The organism is Empedobacter sp. GD03865 (assembly GCF_029840775.1).
Taxonomy (GTDB): Bacteria; Bacteroidota; Bacteroidia; order Flavobacteriales; family Weeksellaceae; genus Empedobacter; species Empedobacter falsenii_B.
In genome coordinates this window covers 14,856-34,728 of sequence record NZ_JAOCDF010000019.1, presented here as the reverse complement: position 1 = coordinate 34,728, position 19,873 = coordinate 14,856, and the positions used below count along the sequence as shown (strand labels likewise).

The window sequence follows — 19,873 nt, the reverse complement described above, 5'->3', positions numbered from 1 at the left end:
TAGGTTCTTTTTCCAAAACCTAAAACTATTTAATTATATTGTTTTTCGTAATAATTTTGGTAATCTCCAGATGTTACATTGTCTAGCCATTCTTTGTTTGATAAAAACCAATCAATTGTTAGACTCAAACCTTGCTCAAACGTCACACTTGGTTTCCAGCCTAATTCTTCGTTGATTTTAGTCGCATCAATTGCATAACGCAAATCGTGTCCTGGACGATCTTTCACAAATGTGATTAATTGTTCTGAAGTTCCTGCTTCTTTCCCTAATTTTTCATCCATTTGCTTGCACAATTCTTTCACCAAATCGATGTTTTTCCATTCGTTGAAACCTCCTACATTGTAAGAACCTCCATTTTTCCCTTCATGGAAAACTAAATCAATCGCTTTGGCATGATCGATCACAAATAACCAATCGCGTGTATATTTTCCATCTCCGTAAATTGGAAGTGGATTTCCGTTCAAAATATTATGAATACATAACGGAATCAATTTTTCTGGAAAATGATTTGGTCCGTAATTATTTGAACAATTTGTCATCACAATTGGTAAACCGTACGTATCATGATAAGCTCTCACAAAATGATCTGAAGATGCTTTTGAAGCCGAATATGGCGAATGCGGATCATAAGAAGTTTCTTCCGTAAAAAAACCTTCATCACCCAAAGCGCCAAAAACCTCATCTGTTGAAACATGATGAAAACGTTTTCCTTCGAAATTATTGTTCCAAATCGTTTTTGCAGCATTCAATAAGTTTACTGTTCCAATCACATTCGTCATCACAAAATCCAACGGATTTGTAATAGAACGATCCACGTGAGATTCGGCAGCTAAATGAATAACACCATCTGGCTGATGTTTTTCAAAAACCTCTAATATATGTTTTGCGTCAGTAATATCAGCTTTTACGAATTCGTAATTTGATTTACTTTCGATATCTTTCAAATTCTCTAAATTTCCAGCATACGTCAACGCATCAAGGTTGATAATCTTCGTTTCAGGATATTTTAAGACAAATTCTCTTACAACGTGAGAACCGATAAATCCAGCTCCACCTGTAATTAAAATAGTTTTCATAGTATTTTAGTTGTTATTTAATCGTTTCCAAACAAATCGCGCGTATAAACTTTCTCTTTCACGTCAGACAATTCAGGTGCATTTCTATTCGAGATAATCACATCACATGCTGCCTTAAAAGTTTCTAAATCTTTCGTTACTTTCGATCCGTAGAACGTATCTTCTTTCAGAACTGGTTCGTAAACAACAACCTCTATTCCTTTTGCTTTGATACGTTTCATCACGCCTTGAATAGCTGAAGCTCTAAAGTTATCAGAACCAGATTTCATAATCAAGCGATAAACCCCAACTTTCTTAGGATTTTTTGCGATAATAGAATCGGCAATGAAATCTTTTCGCGTTCTGTTTGCATCAACAATTGCTTGAATGATATTATTTGGAACCGCATCATAATTCGCCAATAACTGCTTCGTATCTTTTGGCAAACAATATCCGCCATATCCAAATGATGGATTGTTGTAATGTGAACCGATACGAGGATCCAAACCAACTCCTTCGATAATTTGTTTACTATCCAAGTTGAATGTTTGTGCATAGCTATCTAACTCATTAAAATAAGCGACACGCAATGCTAAATAGGTATTCGAAAATAATTTGATTGCTTCTGCTTCGGTTGAATGTGTAAACAACGTCGGAATATCTTTCTTAATTGCTCCTTCTTTCAACAAATTCGCAAAAACTTCTGCTCTTTCACTTTGTTCACCAATAATAATTCTTGAAGGATATAAATTGTCGTATAAAGCTTTTCCTTCTCGCAAAAATTCAGGAGAAAAAATAATATTTTGATAGTCTAATCGTGATTTTAAATCTTCAACAAAACCAACCGGAACAGTCGATTTTATAATAACTACAGCATTCGGATTATATTGCTTGACATCCTTTATAACCGATTCTACACTTGATGTATTAAAATAATTTGTTTTTGGATCATAGTCCGTAGGCGTTGCAACAATCACATATTCTGCATTTGCATACGCAGTTTCTTTGTCTAAAGTCGCAAGAAAATTAAGCTCCTTATTCTGCAAAAAATCTATAATTTCTTTATCTTCAATTGGAGATTTTTTTGCATTGAGCATTGCAATCTTTTCTGGAACAACATCTAACGCCACTACCTCATTATGCTGAGCTAATAAAATTGCGTTAGACAGACCAACATAGCCTGTTCCCACTATTGCTATTTTCATTTATGGTTATTTAAAATTAGTTTAAGAGAACAAATTTAGTGAAATTCTCTCAATTCGAATACCAATTTACTAAAAATGAGCAAATAGACAAGCTTATTTACGTTTATAAAACTGTAAAAATTGTTATTTCATTTTCAACGAACCGATTATCTAGTTCTTCATTTGTCAAACTGGAAAAAATTTCAGTCAAAATTAGTTCTGTTTTAATATTCAAATTAACTTTACAAAAGTTAAAAATATAAACGTAATGTCTGTAAATAAAGAAATCAAACGTATCACTACCGAAACTGTGCGTAACATGAAATTTACCGGAGAAAAAATTTCGATGTTAACGGCTTACGATTTTACAATCGCTTCGCTTGTAGATGCGGCTGGAACTGAAGTTATTTTAGTTGGTGATTCTGCGGCTAATGTAATGGCTGGTCACGAAACTACTTTGCCAATTACTTTGGATCAAATGATATACCATGCACAATGTGTCGTTCGTGGAGCAAAACGCGCTTTAGTTGTAGTTGATTTACCTTTTGGTACTTATCAATCTGACCCACAAAAAGCCTTAGAATCTTCTGTTCGAATCATGAAAGAATCTGGTGCACATGCAATCAAATTAGAAGGAGGGAAAGAAATCGAAGAATCTATTCGTCGTATCGTAAATGCTGGTATTCCTGTTATGGGACACTTAGGTTTAACTCCTCAGTCTATCTATCAATTTGGTTCATATAAAGTGCGTGCAAAGGAAGATGCAGAAGCAGAAAAATTAATTAGCGATGCTAAATTATTAGAAGAATTAGGATGTTTTTCATTAGTAATGGAAAAAATTCCAGCTGATTTAGCTGCTAAAGTAACAGCCTCTGTTAATATCCCTACAATTGGAATTGGAGCAGGAGCTGGTTGCGACGGACAAGTTTTAGTTGTACATGATATGTTGGGATTAAACAACGAATTCAAACCAAAATTTGTTCGCAAATATTTAAACTTAGAAGATCAAATTCATCAAGCTGTTGGACAATATGTTGCTGATGTAAAATCAGGCGACTTTCCAAATGTGAATGAACAATATTAAAGATTGAGGTTGAGGTTGAGGTTGAGGTTGAGATAAAGACAAAACTCAATCTTAACCTTAACCTTAATCTCTGTCTATTTTCTTAAACTTAATCTCTGTCTCAAATTATGCCTTATCACGATTTCACAGAAATGCCAATTTGGATAAAAGCAATGAATATCGCTGTTCAAGTTTTTGAGTTAACTTCAAATTTACCTCGAACAGAAGATTATGGGTTAACATCACAAATAAGACGTTCTGCAGAAAGTATTTCAGCAAATATTGCTGAAGGTTTTGGCAAATCTAGTATTAATGATAAAGTTAAATATTATGAAATCGCAAAAGGTTCGGCTTTCGAAACAAAATCTCATTTGTATTATGGACAGAAAGTTGGATATTTTAACGAAAACACAATAAATCTTCTTCTTGAAGAATTAAATGCTACAATTTTTGAGATTAATAAACTCAAAAAAGCATTAAAAATTAAATAAATTCTAATTAATTAGGTTGACTTTCTCTAAGTCTAAACCTTATTCTCAATAACATGAATCCAGAAATTTTATTCGAAGACAATCATTTGTTAATCATTAACAAAAAAGCGGGCGAATTAGCACAAGGAGACGAAACGGGAGACATTCCACTTATCGATAGTCTAAAGGACTATATAAAACAACGTGACAATAAACCTGGAAATGTTTTCTTAGGTTTAGTTCATCGATTAGATCGACCTACTTCTGGCGTTTTAATTTTTGCCAAAACTTCGAAAGCCTTAACACGAATGAACGAAATGTTTCAGAAACGAAACATTGACAAAGTTTATCGCGCGATTGTACAGAGTAAACCTCCAAAAGACTTCGAAAGATTGGAACATTATCTAAAGAAAAATCCAAAAAATAATAAAACAACGGTTTATTCTAAACCAACGCCTGATGCTAAAAAAGCAATTTTAGAATACACCTATTTAGGCGCTTTGGATACTTTTCATTGTGTCGAAGTGAAGTTATTTACAGGTCGTTCGCATCAAATTCGCGCACAACTTTCTTCGGTTGGTTGTCCTATCAAAGGCGATTTGAAATACGGTGCTAAACGTTCTAATCCTGATGGAAGCATTTGTTTACATGCGCATCGCATTACATTTGAGCATCCTGTAAAAAAAGAAGAAATAACAATCGTAGCTCCAGTGCCGAAAGATGTAATTTGGCAAGCAACGAACAAATTTAATTCGTAAATTTGTCGCTTATTTGTTTGTCGAATGAACAGCATTTTTTATTTCATAATTTTTCAAATTTCGCGTTTACCTCTTTCGGTTTTATACAGATTTTCGGATTTTTTGTTCTTTCTGTTGTACACAGTTATTGGTTATAGAAGACGTGTCATTAGAACAAATTTAGAAAACTCTTTTCCCGAAAAATCTCAGGAAGAAATCAAAAGAATTCACAAAAAATTCTATGCAATTTTTTGTGATTATTTAGTTGAAACTTTAAAAAGTTTTTCTATTTCTCAAGAAGAATTGGACAAACGATTTACATATTCTAATCTCGACGTTTTTAATGAAATAAAAGCCGAAAAGCGAGATGTCATGATGATGTGTGGGCATATTTTCAATTGGGAATGGTTTATTGGAACGGTAAAACATTTACCAACAAAAGAAAGTGCAGCGGTTTATCATAAAATCAGAAATCCTTTTTGGAACGATAAAATCAACGCTATGCGTGGTCGTTTTGGTACAAAAGCATTAGACATGAAAGATGTGTTGCGTTTTATGATGAAAGCTCCAAATGATGGAGAATTAGCCTATTTATTTGTCGCAGATCAAAGTCCAAAACAATCGGCTGTTCACTATTTTATTGATTTCCTCAATCAGAGAACGCCTGTTTTTAATGGTTTTGATAAAATTGCACGCCGCAAAGACATGGCTGTTGTCTTTTGTCAAACCGAAAAAATAAAACGCGGTCATTATCACACAACTTTTATTCGACTACAACCTCAACAAGAAAAATTTGAAGAAAATGAAATTGTTCATCAATTTTTTCATCATTTAGAACAAACCATTCAACAACATCCAGATAATTGGCTTTGGAGCCACAAACGTTGGAAATATGCCGATTTGTAATTTTAAATATTCATGAAAACAGCAATTGCAATCCTAAATTGGAATGGCGAAAAATTATTGCCTCAATTTTTACCTTCGGTTATTAACAATTCTAAAAACGCAACAATTTATGTAATTGATAATGCGTCGACTGACAACTCAATCGAATTGTTAACAACTCAATTTCCTTCTGTCAAAATCATTCAGAACAAAGGAAATTATGGCTTTGCACAAGGCTATAACGAAGGTTTAAAAGAAATTGATGCAGAATATTTCTGTTTATTAAATTCGGATGTCGAAGTAACTGAAAATTGGATAGAACCAATTGAAAAATTGTTTGACAACAATCCTGATATCGCCGCAATTCAACCCAAAATATTAGACTACAAAAACAAAGAGTATTTTGAATATGCCGGTGCAGGAGGAGGTTTTATTGATAAATTTGGTTATCCATTTTGTCGAGGACGTGTTTTTTCAACTTTAGAAAAAGACAATGGACAATACAACGACACCACACAAATTTTTTGGGCTACGGGTGCAAGTTTATTCATCCGAAAAAAAGATTTCTTTGAACAAAATGGTTTTGACGAAGAATTCTTTGCACACATGGAAGAAATCGATTTGTGTTGGCGATTAAACAATGCTGGGCGAAAAATTTATTATTGTGGAGAATCAACTGTTTATCATTTGGGCGGTGCAACTTTGGATAAATCCAATCCAAAAAAATGGTATCTAAATTACCGAAATAGTTTGTGGATGATGCTTAAAAATCTACCTACAAACAAACTTTTTCCGATGCTTTTCACTCGTCTTTCTATGGATGGAATTGCTGCTGTTGCCTTTTTACCAAAACAAGGACTTCCACATGTTTGGGCTGTTTTCTTATCACATATGCATTTTTATTTTGGTTTTATAAAAATGTATAAAAAACGTCAACAACATCAAATTAAAAACTATTCTGATAAAGAATTATTGCCTTTTCAGTATTTTATCAAAAAACGTCAATACTTTAAGGATTTGAAATAATCAGTCATCAAATATTAAATCATTTCTTAAAATTTCTATAATTTTTTTAATTCTATTATTGTAGAATATAAAAATATTACTATCATTGTACAACAAATCAAACTACAATGAAAAAAATAGTTACATTATTTACTTATTGCGTTCTACTTACAACTTCGTCTTTTGCACAAAAACTTGAAGTGAATTATCAAGAAATTGTAAAAGTAAATGCAGAAGAATTTAAAGGTTCTGTAAAATTTTCTACAAATGGTAAAGAAAGCCAAATTCCGACTGATGTCTACAATGACATGATTAAGAATATGCAAGAGCCAAAAGATTTTATCTTAACAATCAATGAAAACGAATCGTCTTACAATAAAGTTGAAAAAATAGATAATCAACAAGGAGGAAACGGAATGAGAGTTTCGATGAGTTTTGGAGATTCAGGAAATGGGTTGTTCAAGAATTTGAATACAAAAGAATATTTGAAAAGTGTAAAATCATTTGACAAAACTTATACAATAAAAGATAAATTAACTGAATACAAATGGCAATTGACACGCGAAACAAAGAAATTAATTGGTTTTGATGTCAAAAAAGCAATCGCAATTGTGGATAGCACAACAACTGTAACTGCATGGTATACTCCAAGTATTGCGATAAAAGATGGACCTGGAGTTTACAATGGTTTACCCGGGTTGATATTAGAAGTAGAAATCAAAAATTCAAAAAATAAAGGAATAGAAAGCAGTATTATTCGCGCAACAGAAGTCAAAGAAATCCCAAACCTCAAACCAATCGAAAAACCAAAAGATAAGAATACAATCACCAACGAAGAATATAAAGCGTTGAGTGCAAAAGCCATGGAAAGATTAAAACAGATGAGTTCTGAAGGTGTGAGTAAGGATTAAAGAAAATATTTTTTATCAATCGTTAAACATTTCATACAATTTCTTGTCTAAGAACTATAAGCACATTTAAAATGAAAAAAATAATTTCAGTTTTTGTTTTACTATTTAGTTTTTCGGCCTTTGCGCAACAAGAAAAAGTAGAAGTTTCGTACACAACACGTATCATTTTACCAGACGATTTTACGTTTCAACCTCCTAGTGGTGGTAATGGACGTACGATGCCAAAAGAAATGCAAGAGCAATTCAAGAAAAACATTCAAGAGCCGCAAGAAGCTAAGTTGACTATTTTGGGAGACGAATCCTTGTATAAAATGGTTGAAAAAATATCAAATGATCAAAGTCAAGGATTACGAGGTCCACGTGGTGGCGGGATGCGAATGATGTCGATGAATGGAGATAATATTTATAAAAATAGTACAAATCATTTGCTTTTAAAAGAGCAAAACATGATGGGGAAAAGTTATGTTGTGAAAGATTCTTTGCAAAATTTTGATTGGAAATTAACGCGTGAAACGAAAACAATTTTAGGAAACGAAGCCAAAAAAGCAACTGCTATTATTGATAGCGTTCAGACAACAGTTTGGTACATTCCAACTTTGAAATATAAAACTGGTCCAGAAAATTATTGGGGATTACCAGGTTTAATCGCAGAAGTACAAACAGAGATTAACAGAGGAATGTTTAAAGGTTCTAAAATTATTTCTTTGACAGATATCAAAACATCAACAAATACAAAACCAATCGAAAAACCAAAAGATAAAGGTGCTATTTCTCAAACAGAATTTGATAAATTGATGCAAGAACAACGCTCACGTTTCGAAGAAATGAGAAATTCTGGCGTAAATAAACGAGATTAAGGTTTCTTAAAATTCGATTAATTTTCATAAAAATTGGTTCAATTTCATATTATAAAACTTATATTTAATTCTAAATTAATCTTAAGAAATAAAATACTATGAAAGCTTTAATCATCGTAGATATGCAATACGATTTTTTACCAGGAGGTTCGTTAGCTGTGAATGATGGAGATAAAATTATCGAACGCATAAATAAATTGCAAGAAAAGTATGATGTTGTTGTGGCAACGCAAGATTGGCATCCAGCAAATCACAAAAGTTTTGCTTCGCAACACACAGATAAACAACCTTTTGATGTAATCGAATTAGGTGGAAATCGTCAAATTTTGTGGCCAGATCATTGTGTACAAGGCACTAAAGGAGCAGAAATACACAAAGATATCAAGCAAAATAAAATAAGTGCAATCATCCGAAAAGGTATGAATCCAGAAGTTGATTCGTATAGTGCTTTTTTTGATGTGAATAAAAAGAATCCAACAGGGCTAAATGGATTTTTGAAAGATCATAATGTAACGAGTGTATACATTTGCGGTTTAGCAGCTGATTATTGTGTGTATTATACAGCAAAAGATGCTTTAGAATTGGGATATACAACATATATTTTAGAAGGAACAACAAAGGCTATTAACCAAGAACTTTTTGATGAATTGAAAGAAGATTTTATCAAAAAAGGAGGAAATGTCTCGACGTATTTATTATAAAAAAAAATAAATCGCTAGATAAAAATGTCATTTGAAAATACTTAACTTTTTGAATGACATTTTATTTTTTAGAATAAATTCAAAAAATATCTGTAACATTAGTCTACAAAAGCAGACTAATTAGACAAATACAACAATTATGAAGAAAGCAATCTTAACATTTGCCTTAGGAATTGTCACAACTACAGTTTCTATAGCACAAGACAATAAAACACTAAATATCGATGCAACTTATGTAATGGAAGTTAAAATGGATTACGAAAAAACCATGAAAACTATTCCAGAAGCGTACAGAGCTCAAGTTGGAGGAATGCTAAAAGCCGAAATTGATGCAGGAATTTTTATGACGTATTTCTTTAAAAGTAATTCTAAGTATTCTACTTTCACATTAGAAGAAAAAGTCAATAATGGACAAGGTGGATTAGGAATAATCGCTCAACAAATGGCTGCTATGGATAATAAACCAACTTATAAAGACTTTACTGTAACTCCAAATTTGTATTACAAAGAAGTTGATATGGGTGTAAAACAATATTTGATTAAAGATCAAATTCCAGATTTTAAATGGAAAATCTCACGTGAAAAAACTGATATAGCTGGTTACAAAGCGACAAAAGCAGAAGGCGTTATGATGGATTCTATTCCTGTGACAGCTTGGTATGCGCCAGAAATCCCTGTAAAAGATGGACCAACTTCTTTAGCTGGATTGCCAGGTTTGATTATAAAAGCTGAGTTTGAGGCAAATGGAGCCAAATTAATTTACACATTGAAAGATTTAAAAATTTCTGAAAAAGAATTGAAAATTGCTTTACCTACAAAAGGAGAAGTTGTAACACAAGATCAATTTATGAAAATCGTAATGGATATTCAGAAAAAAATGCAAGAACAAATGAATGGAGGTCTAGACACTAAATAATTCATTCAAAACATATAAAAACACATCTGTTTCTAACACATAAACAGATGTGTTTTACAAAAAACTCTATTTGAGTCATCAACTAAAAAATACATATGAAGAAATTACTCTATCTAATTTTATTTACTTCTGCAGCTCAAATCTCGTTTGCGCAAGAATGTAAATTAAAAGGATCTGTTGCAAATGATGCTGGAATTCCTGTTACAGACGCTTCTGTCTCTATTTTTGATAGTAAAAACGAAGGCAAAGGTTTTGTTTTTACAAGCAATATGGGTGAATTTGAATTCAAATTGCCTTGTGGACAAAAATATGACATCGAAATTGAGCAAGCTGGTTACGAAACATATGTTGAGAATGTTGATTTGACTGAAAATGTCAACAAAAAAATAAAGCTTAAACAAGGAAAAGAAATTTCCTTAAAAGAAACAATTGTAAAAGCTCAACAAGCAATCAAAGTAAAAGGTGATACAATTGAGTTTGATGCAGATTCTTTCAAAGTTGGAAATGAGGAAACATTAGAAGATATTCTTAAAAAATTACCTGGAATTGAAGTTCAAAATGGAAAGGTAATGTACAAAGGTAAACCTATGTCGCAAGTAACAGTTGGTGGACGTGAAGTTTTGGGTGGTAACGAAAAATTATTGAACAAAAATTTACCTTCGGATGCGGTTTCTAAAATTCAATTAAACACTAAGTTCAAATCAAATCCTTTTGCTTCTTCATTACAAGAAGATGACGAACAATTCTCGTTAAACATCGAACTAAAAGATGATATGAAACGTCTTGCATTTGGTAATGTAACACTAGGTGGAGATGCGGACAAACATACAGATGCGCAAGCTAAAATTTTCTATTTCTCAGAAAAAACAGACGGAACTTTAATCAATGATTTTAATACATTCGGGAAACAAGTTTTTGATCAAGATGATTATATGAGCTTCTTTGGTGGGTACTCTGAATTTAATTCTGAAGGAAGTATCTATTCATTAAGAGGAAATTCGAACAATCTAAACTTAATGACAAAAAATGATGCGCCGAGTATGAATACCTATAATGGTGCTGTGCATTTTGGTGTTGAACCAAATAAGAAACTAAAAATCTCTGGGTTTGGTTTACTTAATACAAATAACATTCGTTACAATTCTAAATCAGAACGTTATTACAACAACATCGAAACACCTTATACAACTGTCGATCAGGAACAAAATAAGAGCAATATTTTGATGGGAATGTCGCGTTTGCGTTTAGATTATAATCCGAATGATAAAGGACAAATTAAATATCGCTTAAACTTTAATTATTTAGATAGCGAAAACGAACAATTGGTTGATAGCTATTATAACGATCAAAAAAATAGCTTTAGAAATGTAAATTCTGAACAAAAGAATTACTCTTTATCACAAACTTTATCTTACATCCGTAAAGTTGGACGCGATGATAATGTTGGTTTATATTTCCGTCATCAATATCAAAAAGATACGCCAGATTACAATGTTTTATCAACAGCAAATCCGTTCTCGTCTTTTAATTTGTTCAAGAATTTATCTCAAGTAAATAATCAATATAATATCAATCAAGATCAAAATTTTGTTTTGAACACTGTTCAATTATACGGAATCTACAATCACTTGTTGACAAATACATCTAACCTTAAAATTAAGGTTGGAACAAATTTTAGTACGCAAGATTTTGAAAATAAAATCTATGATTTTCAGAAATTAATGAATGATAATTCATTAATCACTAATACAGATTTAGATTACAACGAGACCTTTGCTGATGTAACGTTGACAAAGAAACTAGGAAACTTTCAAGTAGATGCGGGAGCTGGAGTTTCGTTCTTTAATGAGAAATCGAAATACCAAGATGGTGAAAAATTAAATCGTTCGGAAACGAAATTTTTACCTCACCTGAATTTGCAATACAAGTTCAACAATGCAACAAGTGTTCGCGCAAGTTATTCACAAAGCTATAGCTATCCGTACACAAAAGATTTTAATGATTCGTACACCATTCAAAGTTACCAATCTATTTTCTACGGAAATAGAAATTTAAGACAAGCTTTGACACATACAGCAAGTCTTAATTTTAGTCATTTTAACTCATTCACATTCTTTAATATTTTTGCGAATTTGAGTTATACATTACAAGAAAAAAGTATACAAACGCAATCTGTTTTAAACCGTGATTTTATCATCTCTGGAAACGATACAATTGTAAATAACTATCAATTCAATACCTTAATTAATTCTGGTAATAACCAAGAAACTTATTCAGGATATTTCATGATTGGGAAGCGTTTTGCTAAATGGTACAATGCACGATTAACAGGTAATATTTCTACTTCTAATTATTATACCATTACACGAAATATTGAATATGAAAATGGAGTTGTTAAAAATGATGATTTGAAGGATGTTAACAATAAAAGTTTTAATCAAACATATAATTTAGAGAACTCATTTACATTCAAAAAGAAATTTGAATTAAAGGCTGGGGTTAATTTAAACCTAAGTAAATATCAATCATTATCTGAACAGAAATTTACGAACTGGCGTCCATATGGGGAAGCTGCTTGGTCCGCTACAAGTAAATTATTAGTTCAGACCGATTTCTCTTATCGCTTACAATACCGTGATGGAGTAGAAATAAACACAGCAAAAGAGTGGAATGCTTCTGCACGATACAATATTGCGAAGAAAACTTATTTGACTCTTACAGGTGGAAATTTATTAGGAAACAACGTAATTGTTTCGAATGGATTTAATGATAACTACATATCGACTACAACTAAAAATGTTTTGGGAAGATATTTTATCGTGAGTTTACGATATAAGTTCTAAAATAAATGAATTAAATAGTAAAAGCCCTTCTATAGAAGGGCTTTTACTATTTAATCACTTGTGGATAATCAAACAAATTATTTGGATCATATTTCTTTTTTAATTGCTGCAATCGAGCCAAATTATTTCCGAAATAAGCATTATTTGCATCAGGAAAATTAATATCTGGATAATTTCGGTACTGTTTTACATTTCCAAGATTTCTTAATAATTGTTGCACTTCTTCAAATGATTTTGTCAACTTTTCTTCTTGCGAAGGCAAATCCCAATATGCTTGTAATTCGCTCAAATAATTAATATCACGATGTGGATAAGCAGAATCTGAAGCTTTGACTTCATTGATTTTTCCTCCCAAAGTATTGATCTGATAAATCATTCCTTTAGAAGCAACAACTTTTGCAAAAATATCTTCCAAACCTTTTTCGATGTCTTCAATTCCTGTGTACAAACCAGCCGAAGAATTTTTGAAATAAATCGGCTCTGTTACGCCATAATAATTTTTGAGCGCAGCAGCCAGATTTCTATTTTTCATCGGTTTATAATCATTCGATAATGGAATTAAACTCGAAAATATTTTCTCAAAATCTGTTTGATTTACTGCAAAATTGGTAAATAAAATGGTCAAAAACTTTCCATTCAACACAAAAGCAGAAAAAGCTTCTTTAGGTAATTTTTCCGTTGCTTGGAACCAAAGTCGAATTAATTTGACAAATTTATCAGAAGTCAAATTATTAAACTTCATACGATATCCGCTGAAAGATTGTGGGACTGGATAAGTTTTGAAATGTAATTCCGTTACAACGCCAAAATTTCCATTTCCGCCGCCTTTACACGCCCAAAGTAAATCGGGATCTTTATCAGAGTCGATTGTATTTCCTTTGTAATCGATCATTTTTACACGAAGCAGATTATCACAGGTCAACCCATATTTTCGGCTAAAAAAACCATAGCCACCGCCCAAAGTCAAACCACCAATAGCCACAGTTCCACATGATCCAGCTGGAATAATTCTTTTCTTAGGTAAAAAATTAGCATAAATTTCCTGCAATAAACAAGCTGGTTGTAATTTCACTTTATTCTCTTGCAACCACGTAATTTTGTTCATCAGTCCAAGATGAATCAACAATCCGTTATCAACATTCGAAAAACCTTCAAAACTATGCCCTCCACTTCGAATTGCAATTTTTAGTTTCTTTTCGTTTGCTAATGCAATTGCTTTTTTTATTCCAGTTTCTGATTTACAAACTGCTATAATCTTAGGAAATTTCTCAATTCTTTTATTGAATGATTTTCGGTATTGATTATACTTTTCATCATCTTTTGTCAAGATTATTAAATCATCATCCAAAAAATCATCAAACGAATAAAAAGACATAAAAAAAATCCCTAAACTACCTGTACCAAGTAGTTTTAGGAATTCTCTTTTTGTATAATTTGGTTGTTTCATCGCTAAAATTGGTTTAGCTAAAGATACAACTATTTAATATTATTCTCTTTTAACCAATTTCTATAATTCTCAGCATTTTTCAAATGTTCCTGATAATCGTTGGTATAAATGTGATAACCTGGTTTTTTAGGATCTGCAACAAAGAAAATAAAATCGTGATTTGCTGGTGATAAAACCGCATCAATTGCTCCTAAATTTGGTAAACAAATTGGTGCTGGTGGCAAACCTTTGTTACGATAAGTGTTGTACGCATTCGACGACCACGTCCATTTTTTGTACACACGTTGCACTTTTTGATCCCAACCATTTTCCATTTTATATGCATAAATAGAAGTTGGATCGGCTTCTAAACGCATATCTTTTGCCAAACGATTCATATATGCTCGTGCAACCTTTTGTTGTTCATCCATATTATCAGACGATTCTAATTGAACAATAGATGCTAATGTTGTAACTTGTAAAGGTGTCATGTTAAGCGCTTTTGCTTTTGCTAAACGTTCTGCATTCCATACTTTGTCGTGTTGCGCTACCATTTTATCAACAAATTTTTCTGGTGTTAATCCCCAATACACGAAATACGTTTCTGGAATGAAATATTGCTTTACCGTTTCGTCGTTTAACGTTGTATCGTTTTTTTCTTTCACAAAATCACGAATAGCTGTCAAAACTTCGATAGAATCCATATCAATTTGTTTGGAAACTGAACCCGCCAAATGATAAATTGTTGGCTCATTTTTGATACGAAGCTTCACTTCTTCTTGCTCTCCCCCTTGCAAACGATCAATAATATCGCGGTTAGAATCTGAGCTTGATATTTTATATTTTCCAGATTTTATCGTTGCTGGATAATCTGCATCTTCTGCATATTGTTTGAACAATTTTACATCCTTCAAAAATGGTTTTAAAGAATCTAAAACTTGTTCAAATTTAGCTCCACGAGAAATATAGATATAACCATCTTTGGTTGCATTCCCTTTGAAACCGTCTATAAATGTACATCCTACAAATGCGAATGAACAGATTAATATTAATACTAAATTTAATTTTTTCATTGGATTGAATTAAATTTCAATTTCACCTTCAAAAACTTTTACTGCTGGTCCATTTAACCAAACATTGACAAAGTTATGATTATTTTCTTCAAAATTTACAGATAAATCTCCTCCCATTGCTTTTACTTTGATATCTTTTTTGTCTACCAAATTTTTAACATAAGCAGAAATCGCAGCAGCTGTAATTCCTGTTCCGCAAGCCAAGGTTTCGTCCTCAACTCCACGTTCATATGTACGTATCGTAAGACTTTTATCTGGCATTACTTCAACAAAATTTACATTAGAACCTTTCTCAAAATAGGGCGCTCCATTGCGAATCGCTTTTCCTTTTTTATAAACATTAACATCTTTTACATTTTCCACAAATTCTACGTGATGCGGCGAACCTGTGTTCATAAATAAATATTTGTCGTGATCTTCTACTTCATTTACATCAATCATCTGTAAACGAATAACTTCTTGATCTACGATACCATGATGCAAACCATCAATCGCATTAAATGTCATTTTGTCATTAGCCACATCCAAATCATTTGCAAATCGAATAATACAACGTCCTCCGTTTCCGCACATTGTACTTTCGTTTCCATCCGAATTGAAATACACCATTCTGAAGTCTGAATTTTCATCATTTTGTAACAAAATCAAACCATCAGCTCCTATCCCAAAATTACGATCACATAGCCTATTAATCAATTCTGTAGAGATTGGAAACGTTTTTTCTCGATCATCAATCATGACAAAATCATTCCCAGCTCCTTGGTATTTATAAAATTTTAATTTCAACTTCTTAAATTTTAAACAAAGTAAAGACATTTTTGTCACTCTTAACTAATGTTATAAAAGATTTATAATATAGTGTTAACATGCGTTAAACGGTTTGAAATGTTAAAATTTTGGTCTTAAATTTGATTTAATCTAAAAACATTAAAAACTTATATAATTAAAGATGAAAAAATATACAGGATACTTATTAGTTGGATTAGTGAGCTCTATGACAACTATGGGAGGTTTTTATTTGATGAACGAAAATGGAAGTAATCCATTTATTACAAATGCAAGTAATCAGAAAAATGGAGACTTTGAATTTGTAGATTATAAAGGAAATTACAATTACGATGCGCCAAACTTTGTGCAAGCATCTAATAAAGCTGTACATACAGTTGTGAGTATCAAAAATTATTCGAATCAAAGACAGCAACAACAACAGCAATTCTTTGATCCTTTTGATTTCTTTTTCGGGCAACCAGAACAACAACAAAGAGGAAGACAACAGCAACCAGATCAAGATCAACCATCTGGAATGGGTTCTGGTGTAATTATTTCACAAGATGGTTACATTGTTACAAATAATCACGTGATACAAGGTGCTTCTAAAATTGAAGTGACTTTGAATAATCAAAAAAGTTATATTGCCGAATTAGTTGGTACTGATCCAAGTACAGATATTGCCTTATTGAAAATTAGCGAAAAAGGTTTACCATTCACAAAATTTGTCGATTCTGATGCGATTAATGTTGGAGATTGGGTGTTAGCAGTTGGTAATCCATTTGGATTGACATCTACTGTTACAGCAGGTATTGTTTCGGCAAAAGGTCGTAGCATTAATATTTTAGGTAAAAATTCTGAATCACCAATCGAGTCGTTTATTCAAACCGATGCAGCGATTAATCCAGGAAACTCTGGTGGTGCTTTGGTGAATGCAAACGGAGATTTAATTGGTATCAATACAGCTATTTCTTCGCCAACAGGAGCTTATTCTGGTTACGGATTTGCTGTTCCTGCAAACTTGGTAAAAAAAGTTGTTGAGGATATTAAATCGTACGGAATTGTACAACGTGGATATTTAGGTATCAAAGGTTTTGATTTATCGAATGAAGATGCTGTAAAACAATATAACAAACAGTTCAAAAAGAACATTAAAACCGATAATGGAGTAATGGTAACTGAATTGGTTGCTAAAGGATCTGCAATTGATTCTGGAATCGAAGAAGGAGACATCATTACAGCTGTAGATGGAAAACCAATTACATCTTTCTCGTCGTTATCATTCATCGTAGGTAGCAAACGTCCTGGTGACAATGTTGCACTTACTGTAAGACGTGGAAACTCTGAGAAAACATACAACATCACATTGAAAGATGCTAAAGGAAGCACTAAAGTGAGAAGCAAATCTGACTTAACGCCAACTGAAGTTCTTGGTGCAGAATTTGAGCCATTAACAGAACGTCAAAAAGATAGTTTCGGAATTAATTATGGTGTCATGGTAAAACATCTAGATAATGCAGGAAAATTAGCGGCAGCAGGTGTTCAAGAAGAATTTATCATCTTATCAATCAATGATAAAAATGTAAGTTCACAAGACGATATCGAAAAAATCTTAAAAAATTATAAAGGTCGCGTGTCAATTAAATTTGCAGATTATTACGGACGAATCTATACAAAAGGATTCACGATGGATTAAAATTTTGAGTCGATTTTAAATTTTAATAAATCATTATAAATAGCTACAACAAGATAAGTTGTAGCTATTTATCTTTACATTAAAATTGTTTAACGAAAAACTATCCCATGTTTATTAAAAATAATTATTCTTTCACTCTTTCTTTTGTTTAGTTCTTTTTCTTATCCAAAAGAAGTTCTATGGGGACCAACCTTAAGCAACTCTAATCAATCTGGAAACTTTGGTAAAGCAGGTTTATTTTTTCTTTTCGGCTTAGGTGATAATATGGTTGATTTTAAATTATACGCAAATGCTAATATGGGATATATGCGAGATAATTTTCACGTAATTCCTGAAGTTGGCATTACAGGATATGTTGCCGCGAGCCAGTTGATGTATATTTTTCCATTTGTAGAAAGTGAATTTACACCTTATACAATTACTCCAAAAGCTGGTATTTCATTAGCTTCTTTTGTAGATTTTGGTTTTGGATATGGTTTTAAGATTAATGAAAAAGATAGTTTTAAACCTATCAAAGGTTTTCAATTTTCAATTGGAGTAAATATACCTTTCAATTTGAAATAAAAAATCATTAATGATGATGAAAATTTATTTTTTGGGAGAAAGCTAAATAATTCATTAATTTTATCACATGAAAAAGTTCATCGCAATCTTTGTTTTTATCATTAGTTTTCAAGCGAAAGCACAACAAAATTTAACCGATTATTTTACAATTAATCTTGGTTATGAATATTGGAACGGAAATTACGGAAAAGTTGGAACAGATTTGTTCTTAGTACAAGATAATAACAATATTTTGACGTTTAGCGCCAAAGCTAATTTGGGTTATATGAAAGACAAATTTCGTGTAATTCCAGAAGTTGGAGCTGGATATATGTTCAATTTTCGCAACAATACTGGTGATCCATATAGCTCTAACTTTAACTCCGCTTTTTATGTTATCCGTACTGAAGTTTCTCCGTGGACAATTACTCCAAAAGCTGGTATCGCAGTTTTGAGCATTGTAGAGTTAAATGCTGGTTATTCTTTCGAGTTTAGAGAAAATAAAGATTTTAAAGATATGAGCGGTTTCCGAGCAGGATTAACTATTCACTTGCCGACTCAGCTTTTTTAGCATTTCTAATACTTTTACGCAATTCTTTCAAACGAATATATAAATCTGAAGTCGACGCATTTTCTTCAATCGTATTAAAAATAAAGACACCTTTATCAATATAAAAGAAGATGATTGCTTCGTGATCAGCAACTTTAAAAGCATTTGTAATACCGTTTATCTTGTTCTCAACCCAAGATAATTTGCATGTTTTCAAATCAAAAATATGATCTTCATTACCTAAAATATCTTTGAAAATTAATTGATCTCCTTGTACATATAATACACCACTTCCCTGAAAAGATTTCATTTTAAGAAATCTCCCTTGCGGACGCCCAATATTGTAACGTACAACAGCTTTTAAGTCTACCTGATCTGGTAAGCTTTTCAGTGTATGTTGTTCATTTTTCTCTCTGACTTTCGCATCAGATACCGCAATAACAAAGAATATCGAAACAAAAATTCCGAAAATCAAAAATATTATTAGGATTGATATGATTGGTGCCATAATGTACTTAAATGTTAAGTAAAGTTATAAAAAAGCTTGAATTAACATATAAATAAACTGCTTTTTTTACCTTAGCCTAGTAAACTGATAAAAATTACGAATGAATAAATTAATTTGGTTGTTATTTCCCGCCACAATCTTTGCTCAAAAAAGAGAAACACAAATAAAAGTTAATGCGTTAACAATGCCACTTGCAATGGTAAATCTTGGTGTTGAACATGCAATCACAGATAGGATAACTTTACAAGCTGACGGTTTTATCTCTCCATGGAAATCATTTGCAGGTAATCATTTACAAATGTATATGGTTTTTGGTGAAGGTAGATATTACTTTGATAAATCTTTTAGTAAATTTTATATAGGTCCAAACATTGGAGTTGGTTTCTTTGATATTCAAAAATGGAATTATTGGAACACTGATAAATATCAACGTGGAGTAGCAATCTTAACAGGAGCTACAATAGGTTATCAAGTAAAAATTAACGAAAATTGGGGATTAGATGTTTTTGTTGGTGGAGGACACTCTCAAGGAAATTACAAAGGATATTATAAAGAAGATTCTCCTAATTTCGGACGATATGATTCTGCGCAATCATTTAATAAAAGTGGGGAGTGGCTGCTTTACAAAGGCGGTGTAATGCTTACTTATAAATTTAAACGAAAAAAATCCAACTAAAATTAG

The 19,873-nt window shown here is 32.0% G+C and carries 20 protein-coding genes; 14 read left to right on the top strand and 6 right to left on the bottom strand.

The annotated features are described in order from the left end of the window. Positions 1-29: 29 nt before the first annotated feature. Together rfbB and N5D46_RS08550 are read right to left on the bottom strand one after the other, a co-directional pair. Positions 30-1,076 carry a dTDP-glucose 4,6-dehydratase gene (rfbB, locus tag N5D46_RS08555; RefSeq protein WP_280049739.1) on the bottom strand — a complete coding sequence of 349 codons (1,047 nt, stop codon included), beginning with the start codon at positions 1,074-1,076 and terminating at the stop codon, positions 30-32. A gap of 17 nt (positions 1,077-1,093) precedes the next feature. After that, positions 1,094-2,260: a nucleotide sugar dehydrogenase gene (locus tag N5D46_RS08550; protein ID WP_280049738.1), complete on the bottom strand. Its 1,167-nt coding sequence runs from the start codon at positions 2,258-2,260 to the stop codon at positions 1,094-1,096. A 247-nt stretch (positions 2,261-2,507) separates the two neighbouring features. Between N5D46_RS08550 and panB the strand changes: the two genes are divergently transcribed. From panB to N5D46_RS08500, 10 genes are all read left to right on the top strand, one after another. After that, a complete protein-coding gene (gene panB, locus N5D46_RS08545; protein ID WP_038331097.1) occupies positions 2,508-3,323 on the top strand; it encodes a 3-methyl-2-oxobutanoate hydroxymethyltransferase in 816 nt (271 codons plus the stop codon). Positions 3,324-3,430: 107 nt separating this feature from the next. Beyond that, positions 3,431-3,793, top strand: a complete 363-nt coding sequence (locus tag N5D46_RS08540) for a four helix bundle protein (RefSeq protein ID WP_280049737.1) — start codon at positions 3,431-3,433, stop codon at positions 3,791-3,793. A 53-nt stretch (positions 3,794-3,846) separates the two neighbouring features. After that, a complete protein-coding gene (locus N5D46_RS08535; RefSeq protein ID WP_280049736.1) occupies positions 3,847-4,530 on the top strand; it encodes an RNA pseudouridine synthase in 684 nt (227 codons plus the stop codon). Between the two features lie 24 nt (positions 4,531-4,554). Further along, positions 4,555-5,415: a lipid A biosynthesis acyltransferase gene (locus tag N5D46_RS08530; protein WP_280049735.1), complete on the top strand. Its 861-nt coding sequence runs from the start codon at positions 4,555-4,557 to the stop codon at positions 5,413-5,415. Positions 5,416-5,427: 12 nt separating this feature from the next. Next, a complete protein-coding gene (locus N5D46_RS08525) occupies positions 5,428-6,420 on the top strand; it encodes a glycosyltransferase family 2 protein (RefSeq protein WP_280049734.1) in 993 nt (330 codons plus the stop codon). Between the two features lie 107 nt (positions 6,421-6,527). Then, positions 6,528-7,310 (top strand): GLPGLI family protein, encoded by a 783-nt coding sequence (locus N5D46_RS08520; protein ID WP_280049732.1) that lies wholly within the window; start codon positions 6,528-6,530, stop codon positions 7,308-7,310. A gap of 71 nt (positions 7,311-7,381) precedes the next feature. Beyond that, a complete protein-coding gene (locus tag N5D46_RS08515; RefSeq protein WP_180905827.1) occupies positions 7,382-8,167 on the top strand; it encodes a GLPGLI family protein in 786 nt (261 codons plus the stop codon). A 98-nt stretch (positions 8,168-8,265) separates the two neighbouring features. Then, positions 8,266-8,868, top strand: coding sequence for a bifunctional nicotinamidase/pyrazinamidase (gene pncA / locus N5D46_RS08510; RefSeq protein ID WP_280049731.1), 603 nt, complete (start codon positions 8,266-8,268; stop codon positions 8,866-8,868). Between the two features lie 139 nt (positions 8,869-9,007). Next, a complete protein-coding gene (locus tag N5D46_RS08505; RefSeq protein ID WP_114998875.1) occupies positions 9,008-9,784 on the top strand; it encodes a GLPGLI family protein in 777 nt (258 codons plus the stop codon). Between the two features lie 95 nt (positions 9,785-9,879). After that, positions 9,880-12,627 carry a TonB-dependent receptor gene (locus tag N5D46_RS08500; RefSeq protein ID WP_114998873.1) on the top strand — a complete coding sequence of 916 codons (2,748 nt, stop codon included), beginning with the start codon at positions 9,880-9,882 and terminating at the stop codon, positions 12,625-12,627. Positions 12,628-12,673: 46 nt separating this feature from the next. Here the strand turns inward: N5D46_RS08500 and N5D46_RS08495 are convergent, their stop codons facing one another. Genes N5D46_RS08495 through dapF form a run of 3 tightly spaced genes read right to left on the bottom strand, consistent with a single transcriptional unit; the run spans position 12,674 to position 15,912 of the window. After that, a complete protein-coding gene (locus tag N5D46_RS08495) occupies positions 12,674-14,074 on the bottom strand; it encodes an FAD-binding protein (protein ID WP_280049730.1) in 1,401 nt (466 codons plus the stop codon). Between the two features lie 29 nt (positions 14,075-14,103). Next, the gene (mltG, locus tag N5D46_RS08490; protein ID WP_280049729.1) at positions 14,104-15,126 is read right to left on the bottom strand and encodes an endolytic transglycosylase MltG; all 1,023 of its coding nucleotides are present in this window, start codon (positions 15,124-15,126) and stop codon (positions 14,104-14,106) included. Positions 15,127-15,135: 9 nt separating this feature from the next. Beyond that, entirely contained in the window at positions 15,136-15,912 is a 777-nt protein-coding gene (gene dapF, locus N5D46_RS08485; protein WP_125349427.1) for a diaminopimelate epimerase, read from the bottom strand. Between the two features lie 163 nt (positions 15,913-16,075). Here dapF and N5D46_RS08480 point away from each other — a divergent pair, with 163 nt between their 5' ends. The 3 genes from N5D46_RS08480 (at position 16,076) to N5D46_RS08470 (ending at position 18,704) form a co-directional block, all read left to right on the top strand. Then, positions 16,076-17,590 (top strand): Do family serine endopeptidase, encoded by a 1,515-nt coding sequence (locus tag N5D46_RS08480; protein WP_125349428.1) that lies wholly within the window; start codon positions 16,076-16,078, stop codon positions 17,588-17,590. A gap of 144 nt (positions 17,591-17,734) precedes the next feature. Further along, the gene (locus tag N5D46_RS08475; RefSeq protein ID WP_219033756.1) at positions 17,735-18,154 is read left to right on the top strand and encodes a hypothetical protein; all 420 of its coding nucleotides are present in this window, start codon (positions 17,735-17,737) and stop codon (positions 18,152-18,154) included. A 67-nt stretch (positions 18,155-18,221) separates the two neighbouring features. Continuing rightward, the gene (locus tag N5D46_RS08470; protein ID WP_280049728.1) at positions 18,222-18,704 is read left to right on the top strand and encodes a hypothetical protein; all 483 of its coding nucleotides are present in this window, start codon (positions 18,222-18,224) and stop codon (positions 18,702-18,704) included. On the opposite strand, the gene N5D46_RS08465 is transcribed toward N5D46_RS08470, so the two are convergent. Continuing rightward, positions 18,676-19,191, bottom strand: a complete 516-nt coding sequence (locus N5D46_RS08465; protein ID WP_280049727.1) for a hypothetical protein — start codon at positions 19,189-19,191, stop codon at positions 18,676-18,678. The two genes, N5D46_RS08470 and N5D46_RS08465, sit on opposite strands and share 29 nt — an antisense overlap. 100 nt (positions 19,192-19,291) lie before the next feature. On the opposite strand from N5D46_RS08465, the gene N5D46_RS08460 reads away from it, so the two are divergent. Further along, positions 19,292-19,867 carry a DUF3575 domain-containing protein gene (locus N5D46_RS08460; protein ID WP_114998862.1) on the top strand — a complete coding sequence of 192 codons (576 nt, stop codon included), beginning with the start codon at positions 19,292-19,294 and terminating at the stop codon, positions 19,865-19,867. Positions 19,868-19,873: the final 6 nt, after the last annotated feature.

What these genes read in the sequence shown, in the direction of transcription:
- rfbB (WP_280049739.1), bottom strand. Translation starts at nt 1,076, where the DNA reads ATGAAAACTATTTTAATTACAGGTGGAGCTGGATTTATCGGTTCTCAC.
- N5D46_RS08550 (WP_280049738.1), bottom strand. Translation starts at nt 2,260, where the DNA reads ATGAAAATAGCAATAGTGGGAACAGGCTATGTTGGTCTGTCTAACGCA.
- panB (WP_038331097.1), top strand. Translation starts at nt 2,508, where the DNA reads ATGTCTGTAAATAAAGAAATCAAACGTATCACTACCGAAACTGTGCGT.
- N5D46_RS08540 (WP_280049737.1), top strand. Translation starts at nt 3,431, where the DNA reads ATGCCTTATCACGATTTCACAGAAATGCCAATTTGGATAAAAGCAATG.
- N5D46_RS08535 (WP_280049736.1), top strand. Translation starts at nt 3,847, where the DNA reads ATGAATCCAGAAATTTTATTCGAAGACAATCATTTGTTAATCATTAAC.
- N5D46_RS08530 (WP_280049735.1), top strand. Translation starts at nt 4,555, where the DNA reads ATGAACAGCATTTTTTATTTCATAATTTTTCAAATTTCGCGTTTACCT.
- N5D46_RS08525 (WP_280049734.1), top strand. Translation starts at nt 5,428, where the DNA reads ATGAAAACAGCAATTGCAATCCTAAATTGGAATGGCGAAAAATTATTG.
- N5D46_RS08520 (WP_280049732.1), top strand. Translation starts at nt 6,528, where the DNA reads ATGAAAAAAATAGTTACATTATTTACTTATTGCGTTCTACTTACAACT.
- N5D46_RS08515 (WP_180905827.1), top strand. Translation starts at nt 7,382, where the DNA reads ATGAAAAAAATAATTTCAGTTTTTGTTTTACTATTTAGTTTTTCGGCC.
- pncA (WP_280049731.1), top strand. Translation starts at nt 8,266, where the DNA reads ATGAAAGCTTTAATCATCGTAGATATGCAATACGATTTTTTACCAGGA.
- N5D46_RS08505 (WP_114998875.1), top strand. Translation starts at nt 9,008, where the DNA reads ATGAAGAAAGCAATCTTAACATTTGCCTTAGGAATTGTCACAACTACA.
- N5D46_RS08500 (WP_114998873.1), top strand. Translation starts at nt 9,880, where the DNA reads ATGAAGAAATTACTCTATCTAATTTTATTTACTTCTGCAGCTCAAATC.
- N5D46_RS08495 (WP_280049730.1), bottom strand. Translation starts at nt 14,074, where the DNA reads ATGAAACAACCAAATTATACAAAAAGAGAATTCCTAAAACTACTTGGT.
- mltG (WP_280049729.1), bottom strand. Translation starts at nt 15,126, where the DNA reads ATGAAAAAATTAAATTTAGTATTAATATTAATCTGTTCATTCGCATTT.
- N5D46_RS08480 (WP_125349428.1), top strand. Translation starts at nt 16,076, where the DNA reads ATGAAAAAATATACAGGATACTTATTAGTTGGATTAGTGAGCTCTATG.
- N5D46_RS08470 (WP_280049728.1), top strand. Translation starts at nt 18,222, where the DNA reads ATGAAAAAGTTCATCGCAATCTTTGTTTTTATCATTAGTTTTCAAGCG.
- N5D46_RS08465 (WP_280049727.1), bottom strand. Translation starts at nt 19,191, where the DNA reads ATGGCACCAATCATATCAATCCTAATAATATTTTTGATTTTCGGAATT.
- N5D46_RS08460 (WP_114998862.1), top strand. Translation starts at nt 19,292, where the DNA reads ATGAATAAATTAATTTGGTTGTTATTTCCCGCCACAATCTTTGCTCAA.